Below are 9864 nucleotides of genomic sequence, written 5' to 3' on the forward strand. Positions count from 1 at the left end.
CGGGAGCCAGAGCCTTCGAGACAAAGGACTACCAAGTAGCCATGGCGGGACAGAAGATCCGCATCCGGCTCAAGGCCTACGACCACGAGGTCATCGACTCTTCGGCGAAGAAGATCGTCGAGACGGTGACTCGCACTGGTGCGTCGGTCGCAGGCCCGGTGCCGCTGCCCACTGAGAAGAACGTGTACTGCGTCATCAAGTCGCCGCACAAGTACAAGGACTCGCGCGAGCACTTCGAGATGCGCACGCACAAGCGCCTGATCGACATCCTCGACCCGACGCCCAAGACCGTTGACTCGTTGATGCGCCTGGACCTTCCGGCCGGCGTCGACATCGAGATCAAGCTCTGAGAGGCGCGGACAGATGACTAAGCAGATCAAGGGCGTCCTGGGCGAGAAGCTCGGCATGACCCAGGTCTGGGACGAGAACAACCGTGTCGTCCCGGTCACCGTCGTCAAGGCCGGGCCCTGCGTCGTTACCCAGGTCCGTACGAATGACTCCGACGGCTACGAGTCGGTCCAGATCGCCTTCGGCGAGATCGACCCTCGCAAGGTGAACAAGCCCCTCAAGGGTCACTTCGCCAAGGCCGACGTGACCCCCCGCCGCCACCTGGTGGAGATCCGCACCCCTGACGCCAGCGAGTACACGCTGGGCCAGGAGGTGACTGCCGAGGTGTTCGAGTCCGGCGTCAAGGTTGACGTCACGGGCAAGAGCAAGGGCAAGGGCTTCGCCGGTGTCATGAAGCGTCACAACTTCAAGGGACTCGGCGCGGGTCACGGTACCCAGCGCAAGCACCGCTCTCCCGGTTCCATCGGTGGCTGTGCCACCCCGGGCCGTGTGTTCAAGGGCCTCCGCATGGCGGGCCGTATGGGCAACGAGCGGGTCACCACCCAGAACCTGACCGTTCACGCCGTTGACGCGGAGAAGGGCCTGCTCCTGATCAAGGGCGCAGTTCCCGGTCCGAACGGTGGCCTCGTCCTGGTCCGTACCGCGGCCAAGGGGGTTTGAGGAACCGATGAGTACCATTGACATCCTTTCGCCGGCAGGCGACAAGGCCGGGACGGTCGAGCTCCCCGCGGAGATCTTCGACGTAGAGAAGATCAGCATCCCGCTTCTCCACCAGGTCGTCGTCGCTCAGCTGGCAGCTGCCCGTCAGGGCACGCACAAGACCAAGCGCCGCGGTGAAGTCCGCGGTGGCGGCAAGAAGCCGTACCGCCAGAAGGGCACCGGCCGCGCGCGCCAGGGTTCGACCCGTGCGCCGCAGTTCGCCGGCGGTGGCGTCGTCCACGGCCCGCAGCCGCGTGACTACTCGCAGCGGACCCCGAAGAAGATGAAGGCCGCGGCCCTGCGCCACGCCCTCACCGACCGGGCCCGCAACGCTCGTATCCACGTTGTCACCAACGTGGTCGAGGGCGACATCTCCACCAAGGCCGCGAAGACGCTGATCGGCAAGGTCAGCGAGCGTAAGAACGTGCTCCTGGTCATCGACCGGGCGGACGAGACTTCGCTGCTCTCCGCGCGCAACCTGCCCCAGGTGCACATCCTGGAGCCGGGCCAGCTGAACACGTACGACGTGCTCGTCTCGGACGACGTGGTCTTCACCAAGGCCGCCTTCGAGTCCTTCGTGTCTGGCCCCAAGGCCGATGAGACCGAAGGGAGCGAAGCCTGATGGCTACGCGTCACCCGAGCATCGCCCCCAAGGCGGCCAAGGCCGCCAAGGCCGCACGCGTCGCCAAGGCGAAGCGCCACGCCACCGAGGGCAAGAACACCGTTGAGACGCCGCTGAGCAAGAGCTTCACGGACCCCCGTGACGTCCTCGTCAAGCCGGTCGTCTCTGAGAAGAGCTACGCGCTTCTCGACGAGGGCAAGTACACCTTCGTCGTCGCGCCCGGCGCCAACAAGACCCAGATCAAGCAGGCCGTCGAGGCGGTCTTCTCGGTCAAGGTCACTGGGGTCAACACGATCAACCGCCAGGGCAAGCGCAAGCGCACCCGCACGGGGTTCGGTAAGCGCGCTGACACCAAGCGCGCGATCGTGACCCTTGCTGAGGGCGACCGTATCGACATCTTCGGCCAGGCCTCCTAACGGAGCGCCCTGGTCCGAATATCGGACGAGGACTGAGAAATGGGAATCCGCAAGTACAAGCCGACTACGCCGGGCCGTCGTGGCTCCTCCGTAGCCGACTTCGTCGAGGTAACGCGGTCCACGCCGGAGAAGTCGCTGGTCCGCCCGCTGCACAGCAAGGGCGGCCGTAACAACGCCGGTCGTGTGACCGTTCGCCACCAGGGTGGCGGACACAAGCGCGCCTACCGAGTGATCGACTTCCGTCGTCACGACAAGGACGGCGTGCCGGCGAAGGTCGCGCACATCGAGTACGACCCGAACCGCACCGCGCGCATCGCGCTCCTGCACTACGCGGACGGCGAGAAGCGCTACATCCTGGCCCCCCGCAACCTGTCGCAGGGTGACCGGGTCGAGAACGGACCGGGCGCGGACATCAAGCCGGGCAACAACCTGGCCCTCCGCAACATCCCGGTCGGTACGACCATCCACGCCATCGAGCTGCGGCCCGGCGGCGGCGCGAAGTTCGCCCGCTCCGCGGGTGCCTCCGTGCAGCTGCTGGCGAAGGAGGGCTCGATGGCTCACCTTCGTATGCCGTCCGGTGAGATCCGCCTGGTCGACGTCCGCTGCCGCGCCACGATCGGTGAGGTCGGCAACGCCGAGCAGTCGAACATCAACTGGGGCAAGGCCGGCCGTAAGCGCTGGCTTGGCGTTCGCCCGACCGTTCGCGGTGTGGCGATGAACCCGGTCGACCACCCGCACGGTGGTGGTGAGGGCAAGACCTCCGGTGGTCGCCACCCGGTCTCGCCGTGGGGTCAGAAGGAGGGTCGTACTCGTTCGCCGAAGAAGGCGAGCAGCAAGTACATCGTCCGCCGCCGCAAGACGAACAAGAAGCGCTAGGAGCGGGTTTAGATGCCGCGCAGTCTCAAGAAGGGACCCTTCGTCGACGGACACCTCATCAAGAAGGTGGATGTCCAGAACGAAGCAGGTTCCAAGAACGTCATCAAGACCTGGTCCCGTCGCTCGATGATCGTCCCGGCCATGCTGGGCCACACGATCGCGGTGCACAACGGCAAGACCCACATCCCGGTGTTCGTCACCGAGGCGATGGTCGGCCACAAGCTCGGCGAGTTCTCGCCGACTCGCACCTTCCGCGGCCACGTCAAGGACGACCGGAAGTCGAAGCGCCGCTAGCGCGGGGTGGAACGACTATGACTTACACCGAAGGGACAACCATGGAAGCCAGGGCCCAGGCGCGGTACATCCGCGTCACGCCCATGAAGGCCCGCCGAGTGGTGGACCTCATCCGTGGCATGGATGCCACGGAGGCTCAGGCGGTCCTGCGTTTCGCCCCGCAGGCCGCGAGCGTGCCGGTTGGCAAGGTGCTTGACAGCGCCATCGCCAACGCTGCACACAACTACGACCACAGTGACGCCTCTTCGCTGGTCATCAGCGAGGCGTACGTGGATGAGGGCCCGACCCTGAAGCGGTTCCGTCCGCGTGCTCAGGGCCGTGCCTACCGGATCCGTAAGCGGACCAGCCACATCACCGTGGTCGTCAGCAGCAAGGAAGGAACCCGGTAATGGGCCAGAAGGTAAACCCGCACGGGTTCCGGCTCGGCATTACCACCGACTTCAAGTCGCGTTGGTACGCCGACAAGCTGTACAAGGACTACGTCAAGGAAGACGTCGCCATCCGTCGGATGATGACGTCCGGCATGGAGCGCGCCGGCATCTCGAAGGTTGAGATCGAGCGCACCCGTGACCGCGTGCGGGTGGACATCCACACCGCGCGTCCCGGCATCGTCATCGGCCGCCGTGGCGCCGAGGCCGACCGCATCCGCGGTGACCTCGAGAAGCTCACGGGCAAGCAGGTCCAGCTGAACATCCTCGAGGTCAAGAACCCCGAGGTCGACGCTCAGCTCGTGGCCCAGGCCGTTGCAGAGCAGCTGTCCTCCCGCGTCTCCTTCCGTCGCGCCATGCGTAAGAGCATGCAGTCGACGATGAAGGCCGGCGCCAAGGGCATCAAGATCCAGTGTGGCGGCCGTCTCGGCGGCGCCGAGATGTCCCGCTCGGAGTTCTACCGCGAGGGCCGCGTGCCCCTGCACACCCTCCGTGCGAACGTCGACTACGGCTTCTTCGAGGCCAAGACGACCTTCGGCCGTATCGGCGTGAAGGTCTGGATCTACAAGGGCGACGTCAAGAACATCGCCGAGGTCCGCGCCGAGAACGCCGCGGCCCGTGCGGGTAACCGCCCGGCCCGTGGTGGCGGCAACGACCGCCCGGCCCGTGGTGGCCGTGGTGGCGAGCGTGGCGGCCGCGGCCGCAAGCCGCAGCAGCAGTCCGCGCCGGCTGCCGAGGCCCCCAAGGCCGACGCTCCCGCCGCAGCTGCCGCTCCGGCTGAGAGCACCGGAACGGAGGCCTGACCGACATGCTGATCCCTCGTAGGGTCAAGCACCGCAAGCAGCACCACCCCAAGCGCAGCGGTATGTCCAAGGGTGGTACGCAGGTTGCGTTCGGCGAGTACGGGATTCAGGCCCTCACTCCGGCGTACGTGACCAACCGCCAGATCGAGGCGGCTCGTATCGCGATGACCCGCCACATCAAGCGTGGCGGCAAGGTCTGGATCAACATCTACCCGGACCGCCCGCTGACGAAGAAGCCCGCCGAGACCCGCATGGGTTCCGGTAAGGGTTCCCCCGAGTGGTGGGTCGCGAACGTCAAGCCCGGACGGGTGATGTTCGAGCTGTCCTACCCGAATGAGAAGACTGCGCGTGAGGCGCTTACCCGCGCTGCTCACAAGCTTCCGATGAAGTGCCGGATTGTTCGGCGCGAGGCAGGTGAGTCGTGATGTCGGCCGGTACCAAGGCGTCCGAGCTGCGCGAACTGGGTGACGAGGAGCTTCTCGCGAAGCTCCGCGAAGCCAAGGAAGAGCTGTTCAACCTCCGCTTCCAGGCGGCGACCGGTCAGCTCGAGAACCACGGTCGGCTCAAGGCCGTCCGTAAGGACATCGCGCGGATCTACACCCTGATGCGTGAGCGCGAGCTGGGCATCGAGACGGTGGAGAGCGCCTGATGAGCGAGAGCAACGTGACTGAGACCAAGACTGACCGCGGATTCCGCAAGACCCGTGAGGGTCTGGTCGTCAGCGACAAGATGGACAAGACCGTCGTCGTCGCTGTCGAGGACCGCGTGAAGCACGCGCTGTACGGCAAGGTCATCCGCCGTACGAACAAGCTCAAGGCGCACGACGAGCAGAACGCTGCCGGCGTCGGCGACCGCGTCCTCCTGATGGAGACGCGTCCGCTGTCGGCGACCAAGCGCTGGCGCATCGTCGAGATCCTCGAGAAGGCCAAGTAAATCTCCCAGGGGTATCCCTAGGAGTTCGTTCCGCCAGGCTCCCGGGGCAGTTCACTGAACTGCCCCGGGGGAACCGGCAGACAAACAGGAGATAGACGTGATCCAGCAGGAGTCGCGACTTCGGATCGCCGACAACACGGGTGCGAAGGAAATTCTCACCATCCGTGTTCTCGGTGGCTCGGGTCGCCGCTACGCGGGCATCGGTGACGTCATCGTCGCCACCGTCAAGGACGCGATCCCCGGTGGCAACGTGAAGAAGGGTGACGTCGTCAAGGCCGTCATCGTTCGCACCGTCAAGGAGCGCCGCCGTCCCGACGGCTCGTACATCCGCTTCGACGAGAACGCCGCCGTCATTCTGAAGAACGACGGCGACCCTCGCGGCACCCGTATCTTCGGCCCGGTCGGTCGTGAGCTGCGCGAGAAGAAGTTCATGAAGATCATCTCGCTCGCGCCGGAGGTGCTGTAAGCATGAAGATCAAGAAGGGCGACCTGGTCCAGGTCATCACCGGTAAGGACAAGGGCAAGCAGGGCAAGGTCATTGCCGCTTACCCGCGCGACGAGCGTGTCCTGGTCGAGGGTGTCAACCGGGTCAAGAAGCACACGAAGGCCGGCCCGACCGCCAGCGGTTCGCAGGCCGGCGGCATCGTGACCACCGAAGCCCCTGTCCACATCTCCAACGTCCAGCTGGTCGTGGAGAAGGACGGCAACAAGGTCGTCACGCGTGTCGGTTTCCGCTTCGACGATGACGGCAACAAGATCCGCGTTGCCAAGCGGACGGGTGAGGACATCTGATGACGACCACCACCAGCCCGCGTCTGAAGACGAAGTACCGCGAGGAGATCGCGGGCAAGCTGCAGGAAGAGTTCTCCTACGAGAACGTCATGCAGACCCCCGGCCTCGTCAAGATCGTGGTCAACATGGGTGTCGGCGACGCCGCCCGTGACTCGAAGCTCATGGACGGTGCCGTCCGTGACCTGACCACGATCACCGGTCAGAAGCCGGCCATCACCAAGGCCCGGAAGTCCATCGCGCAGTTCAAGCTGCGCGAGGGTCAGCCGATCGGCTGCCACGTCACGCTTCGTGGCGACCGCATGTGGGAGTTCCTGGACCGCACCCTGTCGCTCGCGCTTCCGCGCATCCGCGACTTCCGTGGTCTGTCCCCCAAGCAGTTCGACGGCCGTGGCAACTACACCTTCGGTCTCACGGAGCAGGTCATGTTCCACGAGATCGACCAGGACAAGATCGACCGCGTCCGGGGTATGGACATCACCGTGGTCACCACGGCGACCAACGACGCTGAGGGCCGTGCGCTCCTTCGTCACCTCGGCTTCCCGTTCAAGGAGGCGTAAGCGAGATGGCGAAGAAGGCACTTATTGCCAAGGCTGCTCGTAAGCCCAAGTTCGGTGTGCGCGGCTACACCCGCTGCCAGCGCTGTGGCCGTCCGCACTCCGTGTACCGCAAGTTCGGCCTGTGCCGCGTCTGCCTTCGTGAGATGGCTCACCGTGGCGAGCTGCCGGGCGTGACCAAGAGCTCCTGGTAATTCCCTCCTGTCCTTAGGGACTTGGGAATTTCCGGAGGCTCTCGGTAAGTATCTGGTCGGTAGGTGTCCCACCTCTCCATGGCTTAGGCTAGGAGGGTTGGGCGCCTGCCGCCCTGACCGACTTACTACGCCGTAGGTCCCCGCGCCGCACCCGTCCCGCCTCTGAGTGGGGAGAGGGATGGCGCAGATAGGAAACCACGGCGAGAGAGGCCGAAGGCCAATTCATGACCATGACTGATCCGATCGCGGACATGCTGACTCGTCTGCGTAACGCGAACTCGGCGTACCACGACTCCGTGGCGATGCCGCACAGCAAGATCAAGTCTCACATCGCGGAGATCCTCCAGCAGGAGGGCTTCATCACGGGCTGGAAGACCGAGGACGCCGAGGTCGGCAAGAACCTCGTCCTCGAGCTGAAGTTCGGCCCGAACCGTGAGCGCTCCATCGCGGGCATCAAGCGGATCTCCAAGCCCGGTCTCCGGGTTTACGCGAAGTCCACCAACCTGCCGAAGGTGCTCGGCGGCCTGGGCGTGGCGATCATCTCCACGTCCCACGGTCTCCTCACCGGCCAGCAGGCAGGCAAGAAGGGCGTAGGTGGGGAAGTCCTCGCCTACGTCTGGTAGTCGGGAACGGAGGAATAGCTAATGTCGCGTATTGGCAAGCTCCCCATCACGGTTCCCGCCGGCGTGGACGTCACCATCGACGGCCGGACGGTTTCGGTTAAGGGTCCCAAGGGCTCCCTTTCCCACACCGTCGTCGCGCCGATCGACATCGCTAAGGGCGAGGACGGCGTGCTGAGCGTCACCCGCCCGAACGACGAGCGTCAGAACAAGGCCCTGCACGGCCTGTCCCGCACGCTGGTGGCGAACATGATCACCGGCGTGACCACGGGTTACGTGAAGAAGCTCGAGATCAGCGGTGTCGGTTACCGCGTGCTCGCGAAGGGCTCCAACCTGGAGTTCTCGCTGGGTTACAGCCACCCGATCCTGGTCGAGGCCCCCGAGGGCATCACCTTCAAGGTGGAGTCCGCGACCAAGCTTTCGGTCGAGGGCATCGACAAGCAGAAGGTCGGCGAGGTTGCGGCCAACATCCGCAAGCTGCGCAAGCCCGACCCGTACAAGGCCAAGGGTGTCAAGTACGAGGGCGAAGTCATCCGGCGCAAGGTCGGAAAGGCAGGTAAGTAAGCCATGGCATACGGTGTGAAGATCGCCAAGGGTGACGCTTACAAGCGTGCCGCCAAGGCCCGCCGCCATATCCGCATCCGCAAGAACGTGTCGGGTACGGCGGAGCGTCCGCGCCTCGTCGTGACGCGCTCCAACCGCAACATCGTTGCTCAGGTCATCGACGACCTCAAGGGTCACACCCTTGCGTCGGCGTCGACCCTGGACACCACGATCCGCGGTGGCGAGGCTGACAAGTCGGCCCAGGCCAAGCAGGTCGGCGCGCTCGTTGCCGAGCGTGCCAAGGCCGCGGGTGTCGAGACCGTCGTGTTCGACCGCGGTGGCAACAAGTACGCCGGGCGCATTGCCGCTCTGGCGGACGCCGCCCGCGAAGCCGGGCTGAAGTTCTAAGCCCCGGTTCCGGAGCTAGCGGACGTAACAGAGAGAGGTAATTCCAATGGCTGGACCCCAGCGCCGCGGGAGCGGTGCCGGTGGCGGCGAGCGGCGGGACCGGAAGGGTCGCGACGGTGGCGCTGCCGCCGAGAAGACCGCATACGTTGAGCGCGTTGTCGCGATCAACCGTGTCGCCAAGGTTGTCAAGGGTGGTCGCCGCTTCAGCTTCACCGCGCTGGTCGTGGTGGGCGACGGTGACGGCACCGTAGGTGTCGGATACGGCAAGGCCAAGGAAGTTCCCGCGGCCATCGCCAAGGGCGTTGAAGAGGCCAAGAAGAACTTCTTCAAGGTTCCGCGTATCCAGGGCACCATCCCGCACCCGATCACGGGCGAGAAGGCTGCAGGCGTCGTCCTGCTCAAGCCTGCTTCCCCCGGTACCGGTGTTATCGCCGGTGGCCCGGTGCGTGCGGTGCTCGAGTGCGCCGGCGTTCACGACATCCTGTCGAAGTCGCTCGGCTCGTCCAACGCGATCAACATCGTGCACGCGACCGTGGCGGCCCTCAAGGGCCTGCAGCGTCCCGAGGAGATCGCGGCTCGCCGTGGTCTGCCGCTCGAGGACGTCGCCCCCGCGGCTCTGCTTCGTGCACGTGCGGGAGCGGGTGCGTAATGGCCCGTCTCAAGATCACGCAGACGAAGTCGTACATCGGCAGCAAGCAGAACCACCGTGACACGCTGCGTTCGCTCGGGCTCAAGCGCCTGAACGACGTGGTCGTCAAGGAAGACCGCCCCGAGTTCCGCGGAATGGCTAACACCGTCCGCCACCTCGTGACGGTTGAGGAGGTCGACTGACATGGCGGAGCAGAACCCGCTGAAGGTCCACAACCTCCGGCCCGCCCCGGGCGCCAAGACCGCCAAGACCCGTGTGGGTCGTGGTGAGGCGTCCAAGGGTAAGACCGCTGGTCGTGGTACCAAGGGCACCAAGGCCCGTTACCAGGTTCCGGAGCGCTTCGAGGGCGGGCAGATGCCCCTCCACATGCGCCTCCCGAAGCTCAAGGGCTTCAAGAACCCGTTCAAGACCGAGTTCCAGGTCGTGAACCTCGACAAGCTGAGCGCGCTGTTCCCCGAGGGTGGCGAGGTCACCGTCGAGGCCCTCGTGGCCAAGGGTGCGGTTCGCAAGAACAGCCTCGTCAAGGTCCTCGGCCAGGGTGAGGTCACCGTGGCGCTGCAGGTGACGGTTGACGCCGTCTCCGGCTCCGCCAAGGAGAAGATCACCGCCGCCGGCGGTACTGTCACCGAGCTCGTCTGAATTCTTCAGGCATCTCGATGACTTGAGCGATTCCCAGCCGGGGATG

General features: G+C 65.3%; 21 protein-coding genes. All 21 read left to right on the plus strand.

The annotated features are described in order from the left end of the window. Nucleotides 1-41 precede the first annotated feature (41 nt). The 21 genes from rpsJ (at nucleotide 42) to rplO (ending at nucleotide 9818) form a co-directional block, all read left to right on the plus strand. Entirely contained in the window at nucleotides 42-350 is a 309-nt protein-coding gene (gene rpsJ / locus ACZ5WE_RS22260) for a 30S ribosomal protein S10 (protein ID WP_003948644.1), read from the plus strand. A gap of 13 nt (nucleotides 351-363) precedes the next feature. After that, nucleotides 364-1008 (plus strand): 50S ribosomal protein L3, encoded by a 645-nt coding sequence (gene rplC, locus ACZ5WE_RS22265; protein ID WP_160506658.1) that lies wholly within the window; start codon nucleotides 364-366, stop codon nucleotides 1006-1008. A 7-nt stretch (nucleotides 1009-1015) separates the two neighbouring features. Then, nucleotides 1016-1669 carry a 50S ribosomal protein L4 gene (rplD, locus tag ACZ5WE_RS22270; protein WP_467691533.1) on the plus strand — a complete coding sequence of 218 codons (654 nt, stop codon included), beginning with the start codon at nucleotides 1016-1018 and terminating at the stop codon, nucleotides 1667-1669. Beyond that, a complete protein-coding gene (gene rplW / locus ACZ5WE_RS22275) occupies nucleotides 1669-2085 on the plus strand; it encodes a 50S ribosomal protein L23 (protein ID WP_160506660.1) in 417 nt (138 codons plus the stop codon). Before rplD ends, rplW begins: the two co-directional genes overlap by 1 nt. 39 nt (nucleotides 2086-2124) lie before the next feature. Beyond that, nucleotides 2125-2961: a 50S ribosomal protein L2 gene (gene rplB / locus ACZ5WE_RS22280; protein ID WP_367044315.1), complete on the plus strand. Its 837-nt coding sequence runs from the start codon at nucleotides 2125-2127 to the stop codon at nucleotides 2959-2961. 12 nt (nucleotides 2962-2973) lie between these two features. Next, the gene (rpsS, locus tag ACZ5WE_RS22285) at nucleotides 2974-3255 is read left to right on the plus strand and encodes a 30S ribosomal protein S19 (protein ID WP_160506662.1); all 282 of its coding nucleotides are present in this window, start codon (nucleotides 2974-2976) and stop codon (nucleotides 3253-3255) included. Between the two features lie 41 nt (nucleotides 3256-3296). Further along, nucleotides 3297-3644 carry a 50S ribosomal protein L22 gene (gene rplV, locus ACZ5WE_RS22290; protein ID WP_016645177.1) on the plus strand — a complete coding sequence of 116 codons (348 nt, stop codon included), beginning with the start codon at nucleotides 3297-3299 and terminating at the stop codon, nucleotides 3642-3644. Continuing rightward, nucleotides 3644-4486: a 30S ribosomal protein S3 gene (rpsC, locus tag ACZ5WE_RS22295; protein WP_160506663.1), complete on the plus strand. Its 843-nt coding sequence runs from the start codon at nucleotides 3644-3646 to the stop codon at nucleotides 4484-4486. Before rplV ends, rpsC begins: the two co-directional genes overlap by 1 nt. Nucleotides 4487-4491: 5 nt before the next feature. Continuing rightward, nucleotides 4492-4911: a 50S ribosomal protein L16 gene (gene rplP, locus ACZ5WE_RS22300; protein ID WP_135332557.1), complete on the plus strand. Its 420-nt coding sequence runs from the start codon at nucleotides 4492-4494 to the stop codon at nucleotides 4909-4911. Beyond that, nucleotides 4911-5135 (plus strand): 50S ribosomal protein L29, encoded by a 225-nt coding sequence (gene rpmC, locus ACZ5WE_RS22305; protein WP_003998824.1) that lies wholly within the window; start codon nucleotides 4911-4913, stop codon nucleotides 5133-5135. The genes rplP and rpmC overlap by 1 nt, the downstream gene beginning before the upstream one ends. After that, nucleotides 5135-5419 (plus strand): 30S ribosomal protein S17, encoded by a 285-nt coding sequence (rpsQ, locus tag ACZ5WE_RS22310; protein ID WP_055564830.1) that lies wholly within the window; start codon nucleotides 5135-5137, stop codon nucleotides 5417-5419. Before rpmC ends, rpsQ begins: the two co-directional genes overlap by 1 nt. A 97-nt stretch (nucleotides 5420-5516) precedes the next feature. Beyond that, entirely contained in the window at nucleotides 5517-5885 is a 369-nt protein-coding gene (gene rplN / locus ACZ5WE_RS22315; RefSeq protein ID WP_073768975.1) for a 50S ribosomal protein L14, read from the plus strand. A 2-nt stretch (nucleotides 5886-5887) separates the two neighbouring features. Further along, nucleotides 5888-6211: a 50S ribosomal protein L24 gene (rplX, locus tag ACZ5WE_RS22320; protein WP_467691537.1), complete on the plus strand. Its 324-nt coding sequence runs from the start codon at nucleotides 5888-5890 to the stop codon at nucleotides 6209-6211. Further along, complete coding sequence (rplE, locus tag ACZ5WE_RS22325) at nucleotides 6211-6768, plus strand: 50S ribosomal protein L5 (protein WP_344522014.1); 558 nt, start codon at nucleotides 6211-6213, stop codon at nucleotides 6766-6768. Before rplX ends, rplE begins: the two co-directional genes overlap by 1 nt. A 5-nt stretch (nucleotides 6769-6773) precedes the next feature. Beyond that, nucleotides 6774-6959: a type Z 30S ribosomal protein S14 gene (locus ACZ5WE_RS22330; protein WP_003948630.1), complete on the plus strand. Its 186-nt coding sequence runs from the start codon at nucleotides 6774-6776 to the stop codon at nucleotides 6957-6959. Nucleotides 6960-7183: 224 nt separating this feature from the next. Continuing rightward, nucleotides 7184-7582: a 30S ribosomal protein S8 gene (gene rpsH, locus ACZ5WE_RS22335; protein ID WP_160506666.1), complete on the plus strand. Its 399-nt coding sequence runs from the start codon at nucleotides 7184-7186 to the stop codon at nucleotides 7580-7582. Between the two features lie 21 nt (nucleotides 7583-7603). Continuing rightward, the gene (rplF, locus tag ACZ5WE_RS22340; protein ID WP_249588331.1) at nucleotides 7604-8143 is read left to right on the plus strand and encodes a 50S ribosomal protein L6; all 540 of its coding nucleotides are present in this window, start codon (nucleotides 7604-7606) and stop codon (nucleotides 8141-8143) included. 3 nt (nucleotides 8144-8146) lie between these two features. Further along, the gene (gene rplR, locus ACZ5WE_RS22345) at nucleotides 8147-8530 is read left to right on the plus strand and encodes a 50S ribosomal protein L18 (protein WP_344522013.1); all 384 of its coding nucleotides are present in this window, start codon (nucleotides 8147-8149) and stop codon (nucleotides 8528-8530) included. Nucleotides 8531-8576: 46 nt separating this feature from the next. Continuing rightward, nucleotides 8577-9179: a 30S ribosomal protein S5 gene (gene rpsE / locus ACZ5WE_RS22350; protein ID WP_160506669.1), complete on the plus strand. Its 603-nt coding sequence runs from the start codon at nucleotides 8577-8579 to the stop codon at nucleotides 9177-9179. Beyond that, nucleotides 9179-9361, plus strand: coding sequence for a 50S ribosomal protein L30 (gene rpmD, locus ACZ5WE_RS22355; protein WP_041985698.1), 183 nt, complete (start codon nucleotides 9179-9181; stop codon nucleotides 9359-9361). The genes rpsE and rpmD overlap by 1 nt, the downstream gene beginning before the upstream one ends. A 1-nt stretch (nucleotide 9362) precedes the next feature. Continuing rightward, nucleotides 9363-9818 (plus strand): 50S ribosomal protein L15, encoded by a 456-nt coding sequence (gene rplO / locus ACZ5WE_RS22360; protein ID WP_098244248.1) that lies wholly within the window; start codon nucleotides 9363-9365, stop codon nucleotides 9816-9818. Nucleotides 9819-9864: the final 46 nt, after the last annotated feature.

The organism is Streptomyces sp. NPDC033180 (genome assembly GCF_055577645.1).

Excerpts from the sequence above, each read along its gene's own strand:
- rpsJ (WP_003948644.1), top strand. The coding sequence starts at position 42 with ATGGCGGGACAGAAGATCCGCATCCGGCTCAAGGCCTACGACCACGAG.
- rplC (WP_160506658.1), top strand. The coding sequence starts at position 364 with ATGACTAAGCAGATCAAGGGCGTCCTGGGCGAGAAGCTCGGCATGACC.
- rplD (WP_467691533.1), top strand. The coding sequence starts at position 1,016 with ATGAGTACCATTGACATCCTTTCGCCGGCAGGCGACAAGGCCGGGACG.
- rplW (WP_160506660.1), top strand. The coding sequence starts at position 1,669 with ATGGCTACGCGTCACCCGAGCATCGCCCCCAAGGCGGCCAAGGCCGCC.
- rplB (WP_367044315.1), top strand. The coding sequence starts at position 2,125 with ATGGGAATCCGCAAGTACAAGCCGACTACGCCGGGCCGTCGTGGCTCC.
- rpsS (WP_160506662.1), top strand. The coding sequence starts at position 2,974 with ATGCCGCGCAGTCTCAAGAAGGGACCCTTCGTCGACGGACACCTCATC.
- rplV (WP_016645177.1), top strand. The coding sequence starts at position 3,297 with ATGGAAGCCAGGGCCCAGGCGCGGTACATCCGCGTCACGCCCATGAAG.
- rpsC (WP_160506663.1), top strand. The coding sequence starts at position 3,644 with ATGGGCCAGAAGGTAAACCCGCACGGGTTCCGGCTCGGCATTACCACC.
- rplP (WP_135332557.1), top strand. The coding sequence starts at position 4,492 with ATGCTGATCCCTCGTAGGGTCAAGCACCGCAAGCAGCACCACCCCAAG.
- rpmC (WP_003998824.1), top strand. The coding sequence starts at position 4,911 with ATGTCGGCCGGTACCAAGGCGTCCGAGCTGCGCGAACTGGGTGACGAG.
- rpsQ (WP_055564830.1), top strand. The coding sequence starts at position 5,135 with ATGAGCGAGAGCAACGTGACTGAGACCAAGACTGACCGCGGATTCCGC.
- rplX (WP_467691537.1), top strand. The coding sequence starts at position 5,888 with ATGAAGATCAAGAAGGGCGACCTGGTCCAGGTCATCACCGGTAAGGAC.
- rplE (WP_344522014.1), top strand. The coding sequence starts at position 6,211 with ATGACGACCACCACCAGCCCGCGTCTGAAGACGAAGTACCGCGAGGAG.
- ACZ5WE_RS22330 (WP_003948630.1), top strand. The coding sequence starts at position 6,774 with ATGGCGAAGAAGGCACTTATTGCCAAGGCTGCTCGTAAGCCCAAGTTC.
- rpsH (WP_160506666.1), top strand. The coding sequence starts at position 7,184 with ATGACCATGACTGATCCGATCGCGGACATGCTGACTCGTCTGCGTAAC.
- rplF (WP_249588331.1), top strand. The coding sequence starts at position 7,604 with ATGTCGCGTATTGGCAAGCTCCCCATCACGGTTCCCGCCGGCGTGGAC.
- rplR (WP_344522013.1), top strand. The coding sequence starts at position 8,147 with ATGGCATACGGTGTGAAGATCGCCAAGGGTGACGCTTACAAGCGTGCC.
- rpsE (WP_160506669.1), top strand. The coding sequence starts at position 8,577 with ATGGCTGGACCCCAGCGCCGCGGGAGCGGTGCCGGTGGCGGCGAGCGG.
- rpmD (WP_041985698.1), top strand. The coding sequence starts at position 9,179 with ATGGCCCGTCTCAAGATCACGCAGACGAAGTCGTACATCGGCAGCAAG.
- rplO (WP_098244248.1), top strand. The coding sequence starts at position 9,363 with ATGGCGGAGCAGAACCCGCTGAAGGTCCACAACCTCCGGCCCGCCCCG.